General features: G+C 74.8%; 17 protein-coding genes and 1 tRNA gene. 8 read left to right on the top strand and 10 right to left on the bottom strand.

Translation table 11 applies throughout. From position 1 onward, the window contains the following. The first annotated feature begins 120 nt into the window (after positions 1–120). Positions 121–885 (top strand): decarboxylase, encoded by a 765-nt coding sequence (locus OG245_RS12615; protein ID WP_371623616.1) that lies wholly within the window; start codon positions 121–123, stop codon positions 883–885. Positions 886–1,058: 173 nt separating this feature from the next. Further along, positions 1,059–2,228 carry an LLM class flavin-dependent oxidoreductase gene (locus OG245_RS12610; RefSeq protein ID WP_371623615.1) on the top strand — a complete coding sequence of 390 codons (1,170 nt, stop codon included), beginning with the start codon at positions 1,059–1,061 and terminating at the stop codon, positions 2,226–2,228. A gap of 67 nt (positions 2,229–2,295) precedes the next feature. On the opposite strand, the gene OG245_RS12605 is transcribed toward OG245_RS12610, so the two are convergent. Further along, positions 2,296–4,170, bottom strand: a complete 1,875-nt coding sequence (locus tag OG245_RS12605) for a putative bifunctional diguanylate cyclase/phosphodiesterase (RefSeq protein ID WP_371627869.1) — start codon at positions 4,168–4,170, stop codon at positions 2,296–2,298. 476 nt (positions 4,171–4,646) lie between these two features. On the opposite strand from OG245_RS12605, the gene OG245_RS12600 reads away from it, so the two are divergent. Beyond that, positions 4,647–5,888, top strand: coding sequence for a M6 family metalloprotease domain-containing protein (locus tag OG245_RS12600; protein WP_371627868.1), 1,242 nt, complete (start codon positions 4,647–4,649; stop codon positions 5,886–5,888). Positions 5,889–5,957: 69 nt separating this feature from the next. Here OG245_RS12600 and OG245_RS12595 read toward each other — a convergent pair. The 7 genes from OG245_RS12595 to OG245_RS12565 form a co-directional block, all read right to left on the bottom strand. Then, positions 5,958–6,031, bottom strand: a tRNA-Lys gene (locus tag OG245_RS12595). Continuing rightward, complete coding sequence (locus OG245_RS12590; RefSeq protein ID WP_371623614.1) at positions 6,022–6,717, bottom strand: bifunctional DNA primase/polymerase; 696 nt, start codon at positions 6,715–6,717, stop codon at positions 6,022–6,024. The genes OG245_RS12595 and OG245_RS12590 overlap by 10 nt, the downstream gene beginning before the upstream one ends. 228 nt (positions 6,718–6,945) lie before the next feature. Next, on the bottom strand, positions 6,946–7,287 hold the full coding sequence (locus OG245_RS12585) for a hypothetical protein (RefSeq protein ID WP_371623613.1): 342 nt from the start codon (positions 7,285–7,287) through the stop codon (positions 6,946–6,948). Positions 7,288–7,423: 136 nt separating this feature from the next. Next, positions 7,424–8,758: an AAA domain-containing protein gene (locus OG245_RS12580; protein ID WP_371623612.1), complete on the bottom strand. Its 1,335-nt coding sequence runs from the start codon at positions 8,756–8,758 to the stop codon at positions 7,424–7,426. Between the two features lie 28 nt (positions 8,759–8,786). Continuing rightward, a complete protein-coding gene (locus OG245_RS12575; RefSeq protein ID WP_371623611.1) occupies positions 8,787–10,406 on the bottom strand; it encodes a hypothetical protein in 1,620 nt (539 codons plus the stop codon). Further along, entirely contained in the window at positions 10,397–11,404 is a 1,008-nt protein-coding gene (locus OG245_RS12570) for a hypothetical protein (protein ID WP_371627867.1), read from the bottom strand. Before OG245_RS12570 ends, OG245_RS12575 begins: the two co-directional genes overlap by 10 nt. Before the next feature lie 106 nt (positions 11,405–11,510). Beyond that, a complete protein-coding gene (locus OG245_RS12565) occupies positions 11,511–12,536 on the bottom strand; it encodes a phosphatase PAP2 family protein (RefSeq protein WP_371623610.1) in 1,026 nt (341 codons plus the stop codon). A gap of 246 nt (positions 12,537–12,782) precedes the next feature. Here OG245_RS12565 and OG245_RS12560 point away from each other — a divergent pair, with 246 nt between their 5' ends. Next, the gene (locus OG245_RS12560; protein ID WP_371623609.1) at positions 12,783–13,379 is read left to right on the top strand and encodes a histidine phosphatase family protein; all 597 of its coding nucleotides are present in this window, start codon (positions 12,783–12,785) and stop codon (positions 13,377–13,379) included. 337 nt (positions 13,380–13,716) lie between these two features. On the opposite strand, the gene OG245_RS12555 is transcribed toward OG245_RS12560, so the two are convergent. Further along, positions 13,717–15,198 carry a tetratricopeptide repeat protein gene (locus OG245_RS12555; RefSeq protein ID WP_371623608.1) on the bottom strand — a complete coding sequence of 494 codons (1,482 nt, stop codon included), beginning with the start codon at positions 15,196–15,198 and terminating at the stop codon, positions 13,717–13,719. A gap of 243 nt (positions 15,199–15,441) precedes the next feature. Between OG245_RS12555 and OG245_RS12550 the strand changes: the two genes are divergently transcribed. Continuing rightward, a complete protein-coding gene (locus tag OG245_RS12550; RefSeq protein WP_371623607.1) occupies positions 15,442–15,861 on the top strand; it encodes a hypothetical protein in 420 nt (139 codons plus the stop codon). 76 nt (positions 15,862–15,937) lie between these two features. Next, positions 15,938–16,903: a spermidine synthase gene (locus OG245_RS12545; protein ID WP_371623606.1), complete on the top strand. Its 966-nt coding sequence runs from the start codon at positions 15,938–15,940 to the stop codon at positions 16,901–16,903. Positions 16,904–16,924: 21 nt separating this feature from the next. On the opposite strand, the gene OG245_RS12540 is transcribed toward OG245_RS12545, so the two are convergent. Next, complete coding sequence (locus tag OG245_RS12540) at positions 16,925–17,497, bottom strand: hypothetical protein (protein ID WP_371623605.1); 573 nt, start codon at positions 17,495–17,497, stop codon at positions 16,925–16,927. Positions 17,498–17,651: 154 nt separating this feature from the next. On the opposite strand from OG245_RS12540, the gene OG245_RS12535 reads away from it, so the two are divergent. Both OG245_RS12535 and OG245_RS12530 read left to right on the top strand, forming a co-directional pair. Beyond that, the gene (locus OG245_RS12535; RefSeq protein WP_371623604.1) at positions 17,652–18,392 is read left to right on the top strand and encodes a response regulator transcription factor; all 741 of its coding nucleotides are present in this window, start codon (positions 17,652–17,654) and stop codon (positions 18,390–18,392) included. Then, positions 18,389–19,822, top strand: coding sequence for an ATP-binding protein (locus OG245_RS12530; RefSeq protein ID WP_371623603.1), 1,434 nt, complete (start codon positions 18,389–18,391; stop codon positions 19,820–19,822). The genes OG245_RS12535 and OG245_RS12530 overlap by 4 nt, the downstream gene beginning before the upstream one ends. Positions 19,823–19,872: the final 50 nt, after the last annotated feature.

Here is a 19,872-nt window from a genome sequence, read left to right as displayed (position 1 = left end):
GCGGGGCAAGAGTGACCGGTCGCGCGGTCACGGCCGCCGGAGCGTCCGGACGGCCCGCAGCGACCCCGTAGCGGGGTCGCCCGCCGTGCGGCCAGCCGTCGACGCACAGGAAGGGTGGACATGACGACCGTAGGACTTCTCTACCCGGGCCACGCCGCCGAGGACGACTTCCCACGGACCGAGATCCTGCTCGACACCGACATCCGACTGCCCCTGTTCTCCACCGAGACCGGCGAGGACGCCTACCGCGCCGACGCGCTGCGCGAGCAGGGCGCACCCGCCCGGATCGCCGAGGGCGTCGAGGAACTGCGTCTCGCCGGGGCCGAGGCGCTGCTGTGGGCCTCCAGTGGCGGCAGCTTCGGGCAGGGCTGGGAGGGCGCGCACGAGCAGGTCGCCACGCTCGCCCGGAGCGCGGGCCTGCCCGCCTCCAGCACCTCGATCGGCTTCGTCCACGCGGTACGGGAGCTGGGCGCGGGCCGGGTCGCGGTCGCCGCCCCCTACCCCGAGGACGTCACCGGGCTCTTCGCGGAGTTCCTGGCGACGGCGGGCGTGGAGGTGGTGGCCGCCGTGTCCGGCGGGGCCGCGTCGTCGGCCGAGGCCGGTGGCTGGGCCCCGGAACGGGTGAAGCGGCTGGCGCGTGAGGCCGACCACCCGGACGCCGAGGTGGTGCTCGTCCCGGACACCTCCCTGCACACCACCGCGTACGTCCCCGAGCTGGAGGAACTCCTCGGCAAGCCCGTCCTCACGGCGAACCAGGTGACGGTGTGGGAGGGGCTGCGTCTCACCGACCGCCGGACCTGGGCCCCCACCCTGGGCACCCTGTTCGCCACCCGCGAGCCGGTGCTGAGGTCGCTGGAGCCGAAGGGCATCGAGGTACGGGAGTAGCCCGGCGGCGTCCGGTCGTCGGGTCGTACGGTCGTCGGGCCGTACGGTCGTCAGGTCGTCCGGGGCGTCGGGACGTGGCGCCCCGGACAGGTGCGGGAATAAACGGAGTCATCCTCCTGTTGCACCCCTCCGATACGCACCCGTACGACAGCAGCACCGGGAGAGGCCGACACGTGGACGAGATCCGAGGCGACGAGACCCGCAGCGACACGCGAGGTGACGCGACCACCGGGGGCGCGAGCGGCGGCCCGGCCGACGCCGACGGGATCCGGGGCGCCGCAGCCGGAACGGCCGCCGTTCCGCTGTCCGTCCTCGATCTCGTCACCGTGGGGCAGGGCAGCACCGCGACGCGGGCCCTGCGCACCAGCGTGGACATCGCGAAGCTCACCGAGAGCCGCGGCTTCCACCGCTTCTGGGTCGCCGAGCACCACTCCATGCCCGGGGTCGCCTCGTCCTCCCCGGCCGTGATCCTGGCGCACATCGCCGCCCACACCGAGCGTATCCGGCTCGGTTCCGGCGGGGTGATGCTGCCCAACCACGCGCCGCTGGTGATCGCCGAGCAGTTCGGCACCCTGGAGGCGATGGCCCCGGGCCGCGTCGACCTCGGCCTCGGCCGCGCCCCCGGCACCGACGGGGCGACGGCGGCGGCCCTGCGCCGCAGCGACCGGCTCAACGAGGGCGCGGACGACTTCCCGCAGCAGCTCATGGAGCTGATCCGGTTCCTGGACGACGACTTCCCCGACGGGCATCCGTACGCCCGGATCCACGCCGTGCCGGGCCCGGTCCAGGCGACCGCCCCCGGCGGCGTGCAGTCCGCGCACCGCCCGCCGGTCTGGCTGCTGGGCTCCTCCGGCTTCAGCGCGCGGCTGGCCGGGACGCTGGGGCTGCCGTTCGCCTTCGCGCACCACTTCTCGGCGCAGAACACCATCCCCGCGCTGGACCTGTACCGCGAGTCCTTCCGGCCCTCCGCCGTGCTGGACGCCCCGTACGCCCTGATCGGGGTCTCGGCGCTGGCCGCCGACGACGAGCGCGAGGCCCGCCGCCAGGTGCTGACCGGAGCCCTGTCCATGGTCCGGCTGCGCACCGGCCGCCCGGGGCTGATCCCGAGCCCCGAGGAGGCCGCGGCGTACGACTTCTCCCCGATGGAGCGGGAGTTCGTCGACGGCTGGCTCGCCAACGTCGTCCACGGCACCGCCGACGAGGTCCGCGGCGGCCTCGACGACCTGGCCAAGCGGACCGGCGCCGACGAGCTGATGATCACCGCCAACGCGCACGGCGGCGAGGCGCGGCTGCGCAGCTACGACCTGATCGCGGACGCGTACGGCCTGCCCGCGGCCCCGTAGCGCCGTGCGGGGCCCGTGGCGCCGTGCGGGGCCCGTGGCGCCGTGCGGGGTCCCGGCCGGGGGGGGGTCAGCCCTCCAGCGGGCGGGAGCCGATCAGCCCGGCGATCTGCTCCGGCGCCACGGCCCGCGAGTACAGCCAGCCCTGCCCTGTGTCGCAGCCGATCCGCCGCAGCCGCTCCGCCTGCCCGGCCGTCTCCACGCACTCCGCGGTGACGGTCAGGCCCAGGCGGTGCGCCAGCTGCACCATGGCCTCCACGATCGTCTCGTCGGCCGGGCTCGGGTGCGTACCGTCCTCGTACCGGAAGCCCTTCACGAACGCCCCGTCCAGCTTCAGCACGGAGACGGGCAGCCTGCTGAGGTAGGCGAGGTTCGAGTAGCCGGTCCCGAAGTCGTCGATGGCGATCCGTACGCCCATGTCGCTCAGGGCCTGGAGCGCCCGCAGCGGACGGCCGCCCGACCCCATCACCGCCGACTCGGTCAGCTCCAGCTGGAGCAGCCCGGGGGCCAGCCCGGTCTCGGCCAGGATCTCGGCCACGTCGGCGACCAGGTCGGAGTCCCAGACCTGCCGTACGGCGACGTTGACGCTGATGAACAGCGGCGGCTCGTCCGGGTGGTCCAGCTGCCAGCGCCGCGCCTGCCGGCACGCGGTGCGCAGCACCCACCGGCCGAGCTGGACGATCGAGCCGTCCTCCTCGGCGATCTGGACGAACCGATTCGGCGGCAGCACGCCGAACTGCGGATGGTTCCAGCGCACCAGCGCCTCGACGCCGCGCAGCACCCCGTCCGCCATCCCGACCAGCGGCTGGTACTCCAGGGTGAACTCGCCGCGCTCCACGGCGGGCCGGAGCGTGGAGGAGAGCGACTGCCGGGTCATGCGGTGGGCGTTGCGCTCGGGGTCGAACAGGGTCCAGCGGGCCTTGCCGTCCGCCTTCGCCCAGTACAGCGTGGTGTCGGCGGCCTGCATCAGACCGGTGGGCGAGGTGCCCGCCGCGGTCCGTTCGACCACCCCGATCGACGCGGAGACCGAGAGCCGCTGTCCGGCGAGGTCGAACGGCTGCTGGAGCGCGGCGAGGACCGAGCGGGCCAGCTCGGTCAGCTCCTCGGTGCCCGTCGAGTCCTCGACCAGGATCGCGAACTCGTCGCCGCCCAGGCGCGCCACCAGCCGGCTGCCCCCGGCGTGGCGGGAGGCGTCGTTCTCGGCGCAGTCGGTGAGCCGTGCGGCGACGGCGGCCAGCAGCCGGTCCCCGGTCCGGTGCCCCAGCGTGTCGTTGATCGCCTTGAAGCCGTCCAGGTCCAGATAGCAGAGCCCGATCCGGGCGTGCCGCCGCGGCGGCATCGCGTCGTCCTGGTACGGCGGGGTCTCCAGGGCCGAGGCGAGGCGCTCGAAGAACAGCGTCCGGTTGGGCAGCCGGGTCACCGGGTCGTGCATCTGGAGGTGGCGCAGCCGCTCCTGGAGCTCGCGGCGGTCGCTGACGTCCGCGACCGTCAGCAGGACCCGGGCGGGCTCCGCCGCCGACGTTCCGGTCATCGGCACGATGGTGACCTCGGCCCACAGGGAGCGCCCGTCGGGATGCTTGAGGCGTCGGGTGCAGCGGAACCGGGAGCGGCGGCCCAGGAGGACCTCGCGATAGGCGTGCCAGGTGCGGTCGTCGGACGCGAGGTCGAGCAGTTCGCTCGCCCGCCGGCCGGTGAGGACCGCCACCGCGGTGCCCAGGAGCCCGCCGAGCGCATCGTTGGCCCGCACGACGTGGCCCCGGCCGTCGACGACGCCCATGGGGAGTGCGGCGGCGTTGAAGGCGGCCCGGCAGTCGCGCAGCTCGGAGGCGGTGGGGCCGTGACCGGCGCGGTCGCCGTCGCCGTCGCCGGCGGGGGGCGGGGCCTCGGCGGCCGGGGCCCCGGGTGGTGGGGCCGTGGCCGGTGCGTCCGTGACCAGCGGTTCCATCGCCGTCATATGACGCTCCGTGACCGGCGCGGGGGGCACGCCGGAGGCCGTGCCCGCCCGTGCGCTCGGCCCTTCGGAGGTTCCGCTCACCGCTCGCTCCCGCTGTGAAGGTCGTCGTGAACTGGTGGGGTCGGACTGGTCACCGGGTGGCGGTCCCGTGAACGGGCCCGTTCCACGCGGGAAAGCGTGGTGAAGCATAGAGGGTGCCGCGTCGGCCGTTCCAGCTCACCGTCAGGTCCGGGCCATCGCGCGCGTTCGCGAGGGGACGGGAGCAGGCGTTCCGCTTTGCCCGATCCTGGTTGTTTCTGTGCGGATCTGTTTCGTTGGATGGCTGAAATGGCTGGCAGTGACGTTCCGTGAAGGTGTGGGCGACGATTCTGACCGCTTACCCGTGTGGGGCAGCACAACAGGGCGTGGCGTGGTGAAGCGGCACAGGGTGGACGGGATGGACCGTGTTTCCCCACCCGGAGGTCGATGTGCCGTGCCGTCGCGGACCCGGGGGAGCGGAACGGCCGCCACTGCGCAGTCTGGCCGCCGCCGCCACCTCCCTCCTGGCGCTCGCCGCCACGTCCCTCGTCGCGGGCCCCGCCGCGGCCGCCGCGAGGGACGCGGCACCCTGCGCCCTGCCCCGGTCGGCGGCGCACCACTCGCTCGGGCTGAACACCTGGAACGCGGCGTACCCGCGCCCCGACCAGGGTCTCGACGCGGTCATGATCTTCCTGTCCTTCCCGGACTCCGAGCCCGTGCTCACCCCCGAGGCGCTCACCGCCGACCACTTCCCCGCCACGACGCGCTTCTTCGAACGCGCCAGTTATGGCCGGTTCACCCTGCGCCCCCATCCGCAGCGGACCTGGACGCGGATGCCGCGCGACTCCACCTGGTACGGCATAGAGCGTGACTGGAACGCGGAGCGCCGCACCGCCTATCTGCGTGACGCCATCGACGCCGCCGACCCGGAGGTGGACTTCTCCCGGTACGACGTCGTCTACCTGGTGGCCGACCCGGACGCCCCCGGCGTCGACTCCGACGCCACCAAGGTCGTCAACTTCGACCGGCCGCTCCGCGCCGACGACAGCGACATCCGGCGCGTTGTCACGGTCTTCGAGCAGCACCCGCCCGACCGCAACGTCCTCGCCCACGAGACCGGGCACGTCTTCGACCTCGCCGACCTCTACCACCGGCCCACCGACGGCAAGGGCGACTGGGACACCCACGTCGGCGACTGGGACGTCATGGGCAGCCAGTTCGGCCTCGCCCCGGACCTGTTCGGCTGGCACAAGTGGAAGCTCGGCTGGCTCGGCGGACGCCAGGTCGTCTGCGTCCAGGGCTCGGCCGACCTCACGCTGGAACCGGTCGCCGCCGCCCCGGTGCCCGGCGGGTCGATCGGGACCCGGCTCGCCGTCGTCCGTACCGGCGCCGACAGCGCCCTGGCCATCGAGGCCCGCAGCGCCACCGGGAACGACCGGGGCACCTGCGCCGAGGGTATCCTGATCTACCGCGTCCGCAGCGGGACGGCCTCCGGTGGCGGGCCCGTCGAGGTGGTCGACACCCACCCGGACACCGGGGCCTGCTGGGACCGCTCGGTCTACCCGCCGCTGGCCGACGCCCCGCTCGGGATCGGGGAGACCTTCACCGTGCCGGGCGACGACACCCGCATCGAGGTCGCCGACCGCACCCCGTCCGGCTCCTGGACCGTCCGGGTCACCACCGGCGTCTGAACCGGCCCGGGGCGCGGGCCTCCGTACGCGAAGAAGCCCCCCGCTTCCGCGGGGGGCTTCTTCCGTCTGTGCGCCGTCAGGGACTCGAACCCCGGACCCGCTGATTAAGAGTCAGCTGCTCTAACCAACTGAGCTAACGGCGCCTGGTGACGTCGTAGACATTAGCACCCTGATCCGCCCGAGGAAAAATCGCCTGCGCGGCACCCGGACAGGACGCGGACCGGCTCACCCGCACACACGCCCAGAGCAGCACATCGGGGCCCGGGAGCCACGGATTACGGGTGTCGGGGGCGACCACCCAGCGTGGCCCGCTCTCGGACGACGCGCAGGTCAGCGGCGGTACGGTCACGGCGTCGCCGGTGCCGTGGCAGAGCAGCGGCGGCACCGTGCCGCGCCGCTTCCCGGAGTCTCCGGCGCCCCCGGAACCGCTGGTTCCCCACTCCTCCCAGGCGAGCAGCGAGGGCAGCCGCTGGGCCGTTCCCGGGGCGGCGAACAGCAGCATCCGGCCCCGGTGCGTGGCGACCGGGCCGGAGCCGGGCCCCTCCGCCCAGAGCTGCTCCAGCATCCGCCGCCCGAACAGCGCCGGCACGTTCACGACGTCGAAGGCGGAACCGCAGGGCAGCACACCGGGGGCCTTGGGACGCTCCTCCCAGTGGGCGAGCGTGCTGCGCGGGTAGGGGGCGGCCCCTGCCAGCCAGGCGGCGCCGGCCGCCGTGACCTGTGCGGCCTGGGGTCCGGACTGGTCCCGCAGCAGGGCGAAGATGTCGACGCCGTGGTGCGGGGCGGCACCGGTCTGCAGGGTCGTTTCGTCTTTCGGCCATGCGCTCATGGAGCAAGGTCTACCGGGAGTAATGGAGAGGATTCCGAGAGTTGCGGGAAACCGGGACAGGCCGGGAGGGGAAGGGGTATCTTGCCCGCCGGAATATGCCACGGGACCTGACCCCCGGTCTGGCGCAACATCATCCGCCCCGGCCGCCCCACAGGCCCTGTCCACCCTCACAGGTCACATCGGCATCACCGACCCCACCGGCCGCAGCGGCCTCGCGGGCCCCGTAGGTCAGGCTCCGGGCGCGTCGAGCAGCGAGCGGCCGAACTCGATCATCTTCTTCGCGTAGTCCTCGGTCCACTCCGCGCGCTCCGCGACGTCCGCCGCGGTCAGCCGGTCGAACCGGCGCGGGTCGGCGAGCTGCGCCGCCGCCATCGCCTGGAACTCCACCGACCGGTCCGTCGCCGCCCGGAAGGCATGCGTCAGCTCGGTCGCACGGGCCAGCAGCTCACGGGGGTCCTCCACCGACTCCAGGTCGAAGAAGTGCTCCGGATCCGCGGTGGCCTGAGACGGCTCGAAGAGCAGCGGCGCGGGGCGCAGCCGCTGCCGTTCGTTCCGCTCGGACTGTGTCATGTGGGGTTCCTCCCTCGGACGACCTGATGACCGGAGGATCCGGACGGCCACCCTCCATTGTCCAACCCCGCGCAAGGGGGCCGGGGCGTGCGGCGGGGGCGCGCCCCCGGGCCGAGGGCGTGGACGCGCCCCCGGCTCAGGGCCGCCACCGCACCCGCCGTTCCGAGAGGTGTGCCAGCACCGCGTGGTTCGCCTCCCAGCCGTCGGGGAACTTCACCGTGACGCCCAGCTGGACCGGCTCCGTGGACGGGTGCTCGTCCAGCAGGTCCGCCACCCCCTCCCGGCACACCACGACGCAGGCGTGCCGGTGCCGCGAGGCCAGTACGCACAGGCGGCCCGTCTCCAGGTGGAACGCGGTCGCGTCGGGCCGCCCCGACAGCGGGTGCAGCACCACCGTGACGTCGAACTCGCGGCCCTGGAGGCGGTTGGCCGTGTCCACCGCGACCCCGGTGACGCCCAGCTCCGTGAGGGCCGCGCGCACCGCCGCGGCCTGGTCCCGGTGGGCCGTCCCGACCGCCACCCGGTCCGCCGTCACCGGCACCGGCTCCTCGGCCCGCTCGCTCGTCGCGACCCCGCCCCGGTCCAGCATCCGCCGGACCACCAGCGCCACCGCCCGTACCGCCTCGGGATCGGTGCGCGGGGTGTGCCGGGCGGGCAGCTCCAGCAGCCCCCACCCGGACTCCGCCGCCTCGTCCAGCACCCGGTCGGGCCCCGAACCGTCCGACGCCACCCCGAAGGAGAGCTTCCGGTCCCCGTGGTCCGTGCCGCTGCGGAACGGCGTGTACGGGTAGAACGCGTCCGACACCAGCGGGGCCGCCGACGCCGGGAGCCGCCAGGACACCGGCAGCCGGTGCTGCGGCAGCTCCGGATTGTGCGCGAGCAGCGTGGACACCGCACTCGCCGACGGGTCGTAGCTCAGCCCCGCCCACTGGTCCGCGCCGACGATCGAGAACGGGTCCAGCTGGCCCGGGTCCCCGACGAACAGCGCCCGCTCGAACAGCCCGGCCACGGCCAGCAGCGCGTCCGAGCGCATCTGGTACGCCTCGTCGACGATCGCGTGCCCCCACGGCTCCACGTTCTTCACGTGCGCCCACTTGGCGGCCGTCGAGATCACCACGTCGAGCCCGGCCAGATCCGCCGCCTTCGCCGACTTCGTCACGTTGCCCAGCCCGTCCAGGACCTTGTCGTACGGGTCGGAGTCGCTGCTGTGCAGCCGGCCGACCGGCAGCTCCGGGTCCTTCTCCGCGAGCCGTACCACCAGGTCGTCGACCTGGGCGTTGGTCTGCGCGATCACCATCAGCGGATGCCCGGCGGCGGCCAGCTCCAGGGCCGCCCGGACCACCAGCGTCGACTTCCCGGCGCCGGGCGGGGAGTCCACGACGATGCCCCGGGCGGTGCCGCGCAGCGTGTCGTCGAGGATCGCCCCGGTCGCCCGCGCCGCCGCCGCGCCCGGGTCGAAGACGGTCGTCATCACAGCAGGCCCTCACAGACGGCGGTGGTCACAGCAGGTCCTCCGGGGTCACGGGGTCGGGTCGCTCCGCGCGCGTCGCGGCGTCCGCGCCCGGCGGGCCGCCGTGGGTCCACGGCGTCTCCTCCGGGTCCGGCAGCTTCGGGCCGCCGCGCTGGTCGTGCTCGAACAGGGTCCAGGCGATCCGCTCGCCGGGCTCCGGCACCGAACCGGGCGCGGGCTCCTTGCCCCGGCCCATCCGGTCCAGGATCCGCAGCACCAGCGGGATCTCCCCGTCGTCGGCCGGAGGTCCGTCCGCGTACCGCACGAACTCCGCCGTCTGCGGCTTGCCCTCCAGCGAGCGGTAGACCTTCGTCCGCTCGGCCAGGTGCGGACGCTCGTCCGTGCGGACGGTGACCAGCGGGCGCGGGGAGGGCCGCTTGGACTCGGTGTACGCCATCTCCACCTCGGACACCGTGGCGAGGAACGCCTCGCCCGCCAGCCGCCGCCCCGCCAGCACCAGCGGATCGTCCAGTGCCTCCTGCGCCTCCAACTGGGCCTGGGCGGTCTCCCGGGAGGCCAGCTTCTGGGCCGCCGTCACCGCGTCGTCACGGCGCGGCTGCGGCGGCTCGCCCGAGCGCACCCGGTCCCGGTGCCCGGTGAACGACCACCGGTCCCGGGTCCAGCGGTCCTCGGCCCGCGACCCCTCGGGCAGCTCCCGCAGCAGGTCGAGACCCCGCCAGACCGCGTCCCAGGTCGGCAGCATGACCCGCGCCAGCAGCGAGCGGATCTCCCGCTCGGCGGCGCTCAGCTCACCGAGGCGGGCATCGGCGGCGAGGCCGTCCTCGGCGGACGCGAGCGCGGTGCGCGCCCGGTCGTACCGCTCGATCGCCGGGGCGAGGAGGCGGTTGTCGAAGTCCGGGTCGGTGGCCGGTCCCGCCGGCGGGCACAGCAGCTGGCCCTCCCAGTCCCGGGCCAGCTCGGCCCGGAGCGCGGCCTCGGCCCCCGACGAGCCGGCCGGCGGGTCGATCCAGGCCAGCAGCGCGCCCAGGTGCTGGTCCTCCAGGCTGCTCTGCCCGGTCGCCCAGTGCCGGTTCAGCAGATCCGTGACGGCGGGCAGCAGCGAGGAGCCGGGCACCCGGGCCCGCTCCCCGTAGTGCGTCAGCCAGCGGCCGAGCAGCGGCACCCGCGCCGGGGCCGGATACGGCGTGTCCGGATCGTCCTCGGCGGTGCGCCGGAACCGCATGGACCGCCCCAGCAGCCGGACGAACTCGACGCCCGCCCGGCTCGGCACGATCAGCTGGGCGGCGTCCGTGCACAGCTCGACCTCGACCTTGGTCTTCTTACCGGTCGCCGGGTCGGTCTCGTTGCGCTCGGCGGGCTCGACGACGTCCGCGTACGCCTCGATGTGCGGCAGGACCGCCTCCGCCAGCTCGGCCAGGAACGCGAACCGCAGGTCCCGGTCGCGCGGCTGGGCGACGGCCAGCAGCCGGGGCGCCTCCCGGTCCGTGCCGACCAGCGCGCCGAGCGGGGCCCCGGCCTCGCCGGCGGTGGTCAACGGCACCAGCACGAGCGGCCGGTCGGTGAGATGGCGGTGCCGTACGGTCGCCAGCGGCTGGGCGCGGCCGGTGTCGACGGCCTCCAGCCGGGCCAGGGTGGTGATCAGCGACATGCGCCCGCACCCTCCGGCGCCGCGGTCCCGGCACGTGCGGCGGACGCGCTCTCCAGCGCCTCGGCGCGCAGGGCGGCGGCCCGGCGCAGCGCCGCGACCGTCGGATCGGCGGGATCGCCCTCCTTGCCCGCGGCGGCGGCCAGCACCCCGGCCACCGTGGTCAGTCCGCCCAGCTCGCCGCGCACGCTCCGGCCCAGCGCCTCCACGGCCCCCTCGGCCCGGGACCTCGACCGGCAGTGAAAGGCCAGCTCGCAGGCGGCCAGACACTCCGGGGCGTACGCCGGGGGCACGGCTGCCACGGCGGCGTCGAGCTCCTCGGGCGGGCACGCCGGATCGAACGTCGTCCCCTCCGGCAGCGCCGCCGCGATGTCCTCGACGCGCGTCAGCCGGGTCAGCTGCCGACGGGTCACGGCACGCTGCTTGCGCACGTCCACGACGGAGGCGGTCGGCAGGTTCGAGAAGTCCTTGGGGCAGACCAGCAGCACCCGGTGCCCGACCTCCGCGCCCTCGGTCACCGCCGCGACCCGCTCCAGCGCCAGCACGTACACCGCGGCCTGCCGGGCGGCCGCGCCGACCTTCGACGGGTCGGCCGACGCGTCGATCATCGGAAACGACTTGATCTCGACCACCGTCCACCGGCCGTCGGGGTGCACCACGACCGCGTCGGGCTCCAGATAGGCGGGGGAACCCGCCACCTCCAGGGCCAGCATCGGGTGGTCCAGCAGCGCCCAGCCGCCAGCCGCCGTGGCCTCGCGGAGCGCGAGCGCGGTGCGCGCGGCACGGCCCTCGGGACCGGCGGCACTCAGATCGGGTGCGGCGGCGTCCCCGGCCGGGGCCTCGGCCCCGCCGCCGAGCCGTTCGTACAGCAGGCGCAGCAGCTCGGCGCCGCCGTCGGCCTTGACCCTCGCCTCGAACGCGTTGCCCCGCATGAAGGCGAACTGGGACTGCCCGAAGGGGGCGGGGGAGCCGAGCGCGGTGGCCAGCACGCTCTTGTCCACCCCGGCGCCGTCGAGCAGGGCCCGCCGCTTGCAGCCGGGGTTGGCGGCGAGGGCGGCCAGGGCTCTCGCGTCGAGCGGGTGCGGCTGGACGGACGGGCCGCGCAGCTCAGCGAGCCGCTGCCGGAGCGTCGTCGCTCGCGGACGCGTCGGCGTCGTCGCCGGCTGTCGTGCCGCTGACTGCCGGGCCGGGGGGATCTGCGGAGGTGGTCCGCTGGCCGGGGATTCGCTCACCCGGGGAAGTCTTGCATCCGGTACTGACATTCGGGGGCACGGTCGCGGATACGGTCGCGGACACGGACCCGGCGACGGTGCTCCGGCCGCCCTCGCCGCGGCCCGCGAACAGGACGGCGGCGGGCCCGGTGAACCGCGCCGCGCCCCACGCCTTGAACCGGTCGGCGATCCGCATGACGGGCCTGACCAGCAGGGCCCCGACGCCCATCACCGCGGCGCCCGCGACGGCGTCCAGGAAGTAGTGGTTGGCGGTGCCCATCACGATGACCGTGGTAATCAGCGGATAGGCGATTCCCGCCGCCCGTATCAGGGGGTGGCGGCCGTGCCGCCACAGCAGGATCCCGCACCAGAGCGACCATCCGACGTGCAGGCTGGGCATCGCCGCGTACTGGTTGGTCATCCCGCTCAGCCCGCGCGGGGCGCTCGCCCCCTCGCCCCACCAGCCGTACGCGCTGTACTGCGCCATCGTGTCGACGAAGCCGTGGCTCGCGTCCAGCAGCCGGGGCGGACAGGTCGGCATCAGCGTGAAGCCGACCAGGCCCAGCAGTGTGGAGTTCATCAGCCAGACCCGGGCCGCGCGGTACGCGGCCGACCTGCGCCGGAACATCCATATGAGGACGGCCGGGGTGACTACGTAGTGCAGGGACGCGTACGCGAAGTCGGCGGGTATCCCGAGGGACGGGGTGCTGGTGAAGAGACGGTTCAGCGGGTGCTCGGCGTTGAGGTACAGCGCCTGCTCCAGCCGCAGGATCGCCAGACCGTGGTCGACCGCCGTCGACACGTCGCCGCGCACCAGGAGCCGGCCCACCGAATACAGCGCGTACACCACCGCGATCAGCGGCAGCTCCGTCCACCAGCGGGGGCGATGACCGGTTGCGGGCGGCGCGGTGGCGTGCGGCATCCGGTAGCTCTCCCCATGTTCATGCGGCCGACGACGAACGTTCAACCGTACGGCGGCGCCGTGCCGCCGATCCCCCCGGGGGTCCCCTTCCGGACGTCCCGTACGCAGCGGTCCCCGCCCTGGTCCGAGCTGTCGGCCGGGGCGCTGCTCAGGGTGGGACGCCCGCACGTCCCGGGAGGTTGCCTGTCCGGGTGGTACGGGATGATGGAAGATCCCAACAGCACCAACGTTCCAGGGAGAGCCTTCATGGCACCGCGCATCCTGCTCGCCCGGCACGGCCAGACCCAGTGGTCGGTCCGGGGCAACCACACCGGCAGGACGGACATCCCGCTCCTGGACGACGGGCGCGAGGGCGCGAAGCTCCTCGGCGAGCGGCTGCACCGGGCGCCGTGGGCGGGGCTGCCCGGCGTCGAGGTCCGCACCAGCCCGCTCGTCCGGGCCGCCGAGACCTGCGAACTCGCCGGGTTCGGGGAGCGGGCCGAGCCGTGGGACGCGCTGATGGAATGGGACTACGGGGCGTACGAGGGCCTGACCCCGGCCCAGATCAAGGCGGACCGCCCCGACTGGCTGATCTGGCGCGACGGGGTCCCGGACGGGGAGTCCGTCGCCGACGTCACCGCCCGCGCGGACGAGATCGTCGACTGGGCCCGGTCGGCGGACCGGGACGTCCTGGTCTTCGCCCACGGCCACATCCTGCGGGCGCTGGGCGCGCGGTGGCTGGGCGAGGACCTGTCCTTCGGCGCCCGCATCCGCCTGGAGCCGACGTCGCTGTCGGTCCTGGGCTGGGCGTACGGCCTGCCGGCCGTGGAACGCTGGAACGACACGGGCCACCTGGACCGGTAGCGGCATCGGTCCGCCGGGACCCGGCCCACCCAAGCCCGTCCGGCGCTTGAGGACGGAACCCTTCGTCCGGTGGGCGTGCTCTCCGCGGGTCCGTGGCGCGGGAGGCCCTGATCAGCACCCTGGAACGTGCTTGCCGGTTCCGTCCTCAAACGCCGGACGGGCTGGGATGGCCGCCGGACGGCTGCGGCAACCGCCGGACGGGCGTGGGCGGCCCCCCACAGGTCGGTATGGCCGCCGGACGGGCTGGGACGGCCGCCGGACGGCTGCGGCAACCGCCGGACGGGCGTGGGCGGCCCCCGACGGGCTGGGGCGGCCGCCGGAGCGGCCAGGTGTCGACCTACCGGCCGGGGTGGCCGCCGGCGTTGCCCGGGCCGGCAGGGATGCCGGGCACGGCCGACTCCTGGTGGCGGGTCAGGAAGGCCGCCACCGGGCCCGCCCCGGCCCGCGGCTCCAGCACCCGCGCCGCCCCCGCCAGCATCCCCCGGATCCGCGAGGACTGGACCCGGGTCAGCAGGTCCAGCACCTGCTGCCCCGTCGCCGCAGCCTCGTCCGCCCGGCCCGCCCGGGCCAGGTCACCCGTGAGCTGGGCCCGGTACAGCGCCAGGTTCCGGGTGAAGTGCGGGTCCTGGAGCGCCGTCGCCCGCCGCCCGTGCCGCGCCGCCCGGGACCAGTCGCCCAGCGCCGACCAGCACTGCGCCTCCAGCAGCTCCAGCTCCGCCTCCCGGAAGAAGCTCATCCACTCCGGATCACCCGCCGCCGTGCCCCGGTCGAACGCCGCACGGGCCCGCCCGATCGCCCGGTCGCACCCCGTCCGGTCCCCGAGCCCCGCCCGGCCCCCCGCCTCCCGCAGCGCGAGCAGCGCCAGCAGCCGGGGCGACCCCAGCGTGCGGGCGGCCCGCTGGCCGGCCTCCGCCGCCCGTACCGCCTCCCGGGGCCGCCCCGCGTCCCGGGCCAGGAACGAGGTGTTGCAGAAGGCGTGCGCCTCAAGACCCGCGTCCCCGGCCAGCCGCGCCGTGGCCAGCGCCTCCGCGTAGTGCGAGCGGGCGTCGTCGAAGCGGCCCGAGTCGTGGGCCAGCCAGCCCACCGAGATGGCCAGCTCGCCCGCGCCCGCGTGCAGCCGGTCCGAGGTGGCGCGCCGTGCGGTGGTCCCGGCGTCCAGCAGCTCGTACGCCGTGCGCAGCGGCTGGGCGGCCCGCCGGTACAGCCCGTCCGCGCCGTGCCGGTCGTCCAGCAGCCGGATCTGCCGCACCGCCTTCTCGACGGCGTTCACCTCCGCCTCGCCGACCCGGCGCTGCGTGGGCAGAGAGACCCGGGCGGAGGCGGGCGCCCCGCCGAGACCCAGGGAAGCGGCGGCCACCGTGGTGGTCCCGCTCGTCATGAACACGCGACGCAGCACGTCGCTCTCCTCGGGGAAGTCGTCGGTTTCGGTGTCGCGGTGGAAAGGGGCGGGACGGGAAGGGGACAGGGAAGAGGGACGGGAGGCGGAGGGGGGAGCGGCGGATACGGTCGGGCCCGGGCCCGTCGTGGGCGGAGGTTCGGACACGATCCGGGCGCCCCGCCCCCGTACGCTCTCGCGTGCCGAGAACCCCAGGTCGGCCAGGGACGCCCCGGGAAACATGTGCAGGAACACGCGTTCGTAGGCGTAGTTGGGGCAGCGGATCTCCCCCGACTCCACCCGCCCGATGTAGCGGGCGTCGCACGCGACCTGCTCCCCGATCTCCCGCGCCGCTCTGCGGACGGCCGCCGCGAACTCCCCGGCGGAGCGTTGTCCGCGCAGCCGGCGGAAGGCGAGGTTGGGAACTGCCGCTGTCGACACCATGGCCGGCCCCTCTCTGGTGCGGCCGGAGCCCGTGGTTCCCGGTGTCCCGGCGGAGCAAGAACGTACCTGTTGTGACGGGTCGCACACGCAGCGTTTCGTTGCGAAAGGGGCATACCACCCGTGATCTGCCATGAACTGCCACCCTTTGCGGCGGTGTGGGCCCGTAGCCCTTGACGCACTCGGGGCGTTGGTCCATGCGGAGACGGAGCGTGGCTCCGTTCGGCGATGAGAGGAGGGGTTCCCTTGTTGCATCTCGGCAGGGAGACCGGCTCACGGACGACCGCGACGAAACCGACGGCCCCGGCGCAGGGGGACCAGTCCTGCGACCTCGTCACGGTCCCGGCCCGGCAGGGGCTGGAAGCCGTCGACATCCTCCGCCGCGGACGGGACCAGGAGGCCGTCGGCCCGGTCCTGCACGACGGCGCCTGCGACACCCTCGGCTTCCTCGTCCCGCCGGGCACCGCCGACGCCTGGGACGTACCGGGCAGCGCCTGTACGCGGACCGACGGCCGCGGGCTGCGCATCCCCGCCGAGCCGCCCGGCTCCGGCTCCGGCTGGCTGCTTCCGCCCGCCGAGGACGCCCCGGTCACCGATCCGGCCGTGCTCCGCGCCGCCCTCGACCAGGCCGCCCGGCTCATCGAGGCGGTCGACAACTGCCGCTGAGCCCATAATGGCCGGACGGGCGGAACACCTCCGCGCGGCCGGCGAACCGGGCCCCCACCAGCAAGGACCAGCGAACGTGGCACGTCGAGGAGCGTCCGCCCAGGGCAAGGACAAAGCCGCGGGCAAGAACAAGGCCACGGGCAAGGGCAGGGCCGAAGGCGCGAAGGGGCGGCAGGGCGGCGGCCGGGGAGCCGGCCGGGCCGAGCGGGAGCCGGTCTCGCAGCAGGTCGGCGGCGGGTTCGCGGAGCTCATACCCGACCGGGAGCGCCCGGGCGCCTGGACGCTCCTGATCGACGGCGCCCCGCAGTCCCACGTGGACCTCGACGACCCCACGCACCTCGCCTTCGCCTATCAGCGCCGCCTCGGGCACGTCATCGACCTCGCCGCACCCCCGCTCCAGCCGCTGCACGTCCTGCACCTGGGCGGCGGCGCCTTCACCCTCGCCCGCTACACCGCCGCGACCCGCCCCCGCTCCACCCAGCAGATCGTCGAGCTCGACGCGCCCCTCGTGCAGCTCGTGCGCGACCGCCTCCCGCTGGACCCCCAGGCCCGGGTCCGGGTCCGGGCCGCCGACGCCCGCGAAGGGCTCGGCAGGTTCCCGGACGGCTGGGCCGACCTGATCATCGCCGACGTGTTCAGCGGGGCCCGCACCCCCGCCCACCTGACCTCCGCCGAATTCCTCGCGGAGGTGCGCCGGGTCCTGAAACCCGAAGGGCGGTACGCCGCCAACCTCGCCGACGGCCCACCGCTCGCCCATCTGCGCGGCCAGGTCGCCACCGCCGCCGCCGTCTTCCCCGAACTGGCGCTGGCCGCCGACCCGGTGGTCTGGCGGGGCCGCCGCTTCGGCAACGCGGTCCTGCTCGCTTCGGCCGTGGCGCTCCCGGTCGCGGAGTTCACCCGGCGGGTGGCGAGCGATCCGCACCCCGGCCGCGTCGAACACGGCCGCGCGCTCACCGACTTCACCGGCGGCGCGGCCGTCGTCACCGACGCGGCGGCCAGACCGTCGCCCGCGCCGCCGCCATCCGTCTTCGAGAACCCGTGACCACTGCCGGCCCGGCCCGGATCAGGGTTCGACGACCTGCACCGTCGGCCGCGTCCCGTTCCAGGTGCAGAACACCGAGTACGTCGTCCCGTCCTTCCCGCCCCCGTCGCTGAAGTCCACCCGGATCCAGGCGTCGTTGGTCCACACCTGCATCGACCAGCCCGGCTCGGGCGTCGCCGAGACGAGCTTCGCCGAGCGCGCGGCGAACTCGAACACCACCCGGCCGCCGTCGGTGCGATAGCTCTTCACCTCGCTCTGCGCCTTGTCCGGGGCCGACGGCGCGGGCGGCTTCTTCGGCGTGGCCGAAGGCGTACGCGAAGGGCGCGGGGCCGACGGCGAGGGGCTCGACCCGCGGGTGCGCGACGGGGCGGAGGCGGACGGGGCGGGCGAGGTCCGGTGCGTCGAGGAGACGAGCGGCGCCCCGGTGCTCTGCCCGATGCGCTGAGGAGGCCCCGAACCCAGCGAGACCGGCACGGCCCGGGGCGGGTCGTAGGCCGTCCCCGTCATGACCGTGTGCACGCCCCACCACGAGAGCGTGACCGCCGAGCCGGTGGCGAGCGTCCACGCCAGCGCGTGTACGAGTCCTCGTTTCATCGGCACATCCTGCACCACCCGGCCCGTCCTGGCCCGCCCCGGTCCGCGCCCGCTCTTCCTCCCGGGCCCCGGACAACCGCTCTTCTCCGGTCCTTTGCGGAGGTTTCCGGCGGGGCCGGGACCGGGCCTGCCGGCATGGCGTACGGTGCGGCCCATGGCAAGTGTGCTCGTGGTCGAGGACGACCAGTTCGTACGTTCCGCCCTCATCCGGCACCTCAGTGAGGCCTCCCACACGGTACGGAGCGTGGGCACCGCGCTCGAAGCGCTGCGCGAGGTCGCGCACTTCCGCTTCGACGTGGTCATCCTCGACCTCGGGCTGCCCGACCTGGACGGTGCCGAGGCGCTGAAGATGCTGCGGTCCATCACCGATGTGCCCGTGATCATCGCCACCGCCCGGGACGACGAGGGCGAGATCGTCCGGCTGCTCAACGACGGCGCCGACGACTACCTGACGAAGCCGTTCTCCGTCGAGCACCTCTCCGCCCGGATGGCCGCCGTGCTGCGCCGCTCGCGCGCCGCCGGGGGCGGGGCGCCGCCGCCCCGGGTCATCCGCGTCGGCGGACTCTCGATCGACCCGCTGCGCCGCACCGCCGAGCTGGACGGAGCCGAACTCGACCTGACCCGACGCGAGTTCGACCTGCTCACCTTCCTGGCCGGGCGGCCCGGCGTGGTCGTCGCCCGCAAGGAGCTGCTGGCCGAGGTCTGGCAGCAGTCCTACGGCGACGACCAGACCATCGACGTCCATCTGTCCTGGCTGCGCCGCAAGCTCGGCGAGACCGCCGCCCGGCCGCGCTATCTGCACACGCTGCGCGGCGTCGGCGTGAAGCTCCAGCCCCCGGCCGACGCCCAGGTCGGCACCCCGGCCGATACACCGGTCACGGAGCCGCCCGGATGAGATGGGCCCTGGTCAAGGTCTGCCTGGCGGTCACCGCCATGGTCGTCATCGCCTTCGCCGTGCCGCTCGGACTCGTCATCCGGGAGATGGCCAGCGACCGGGCGTTCTCCGACGCGGAACGCCAGGCCGCGATGATCGCCCCGACGCTCTCCATCACCACCGACCGCGAGAAGCTGACCCGGGCCGTCCTGTCCACCGAACCGGGCGACCGGGGACGCCTCGCCGTCCATGTCCCCGCCGAGGGCGCGCCCTTGGACATCGGCACCCGCCGCGCCACCGCCAAGGACGTGGCGACCGTGCGCAAGGCCGGCCGCGCCTCCATCACCGAGGTCACCGACGGCTTCGCACTCCTCCAGCCGACCGCGCTGGGCACCGGGGACATCGCCGTCGTCGAGGTGTTCGTCCCCGAGCGCGAGGTCTCCCACGGGGTCGCGACCGCCTGGCTGACGCTGGCGGGCGTGGGCGTCGCGCTGATCGTCGGCTCGGTCGCGGTCGCCGACCGGCTCGGCATACGGATGGTGCAGCCCGCCCAGCGCCTCGCGGGCGCCGCCCAGGACCTGGGGGAGGGGCGCCTGGGCACCCGCGTCCCCGAAGAGGGCCCCACCGAACTGCGTTCCGCCGCCGTCGCGTTCAACTCCATGGCCGACCAGGTCGTCCAGCTCCTGGCCAACGAGCGCGAGCTGGCCGCCGACCTCTCGCACCGGCTCCGCACCCCGCTCACCGTGCTCCGGCTGAACGCCGCGTCCCTCGGCGAGGGCCCGGCGGCCGAGCAGACCCGGGCGGCGGTCCAGCAGTTGGAGCACGAGGTCGACACGATCATCCGCACCGCCCGCGAGCAGCGACCGCAGCCCCAGAACGGGCAGGCGGGGGCGGGCTGCGACGCCTCCGAGGTGATCCGCGAACGGATGGGCTTCTGGTCGGCGCTCGCGGAGGACGAGGGCCGCGAGGTGCGCCTCGCGGGAGTCGACCGTACGGTGCGCATCCCCGTGGCCCGGCCCGAACTGGCCGCAGCCCTGGACGCGTTGCTCGGCAACGTCTTCCGCCACACCCCCGAGGGCACCGCCTTCTCCGTCGACGTCCACCACAGCGGCGACGCGGTCATCGTGCTCGTCTCCGACGCCGGCCCGGGAATCTCCGACCCGAAGGCCGCCCTCGCCCGGGGCGCCAGCGGGCGCGACGCGGCGAGCGGGTCCGTCGGCTCCACCGGCCTCGGTCTCGACATCGTGCGCCGGGTCGCCGAGTCCACCGGCGGCGACCTGCGCATCGGCCGCTCCGTCCTCGGCGGCACGGAGGTCCGGATCTGGATCGGCCTGCACGGCAGCCGTCCCGAGCGCGGCCGGCGCGGACACGGCCGGCGGGTCGGCCGCCGGACCGGCTGGCAGCGGCGCAAGGAGCCCCGGTCCCCGGCCGCCCCCGGCCCCCAGCATTAACCCCCGCCCATGGGTTCCTTAAGCCCGCCCTAAGAACACCGGCCGCGGCC

It is taken from the genome of Streptomyces sp. NBC_01116 (assembly GCF_041435495.1).
Classification (GTDB): domain Bacteria; phylum Actinomycetota; class Actinomycetes; order Streptomycetales; family Streptomycetaceae; genus Streptomyces.
This window is presented reverse-complemented; position numbering and strand designations above follow the sequence as displayed.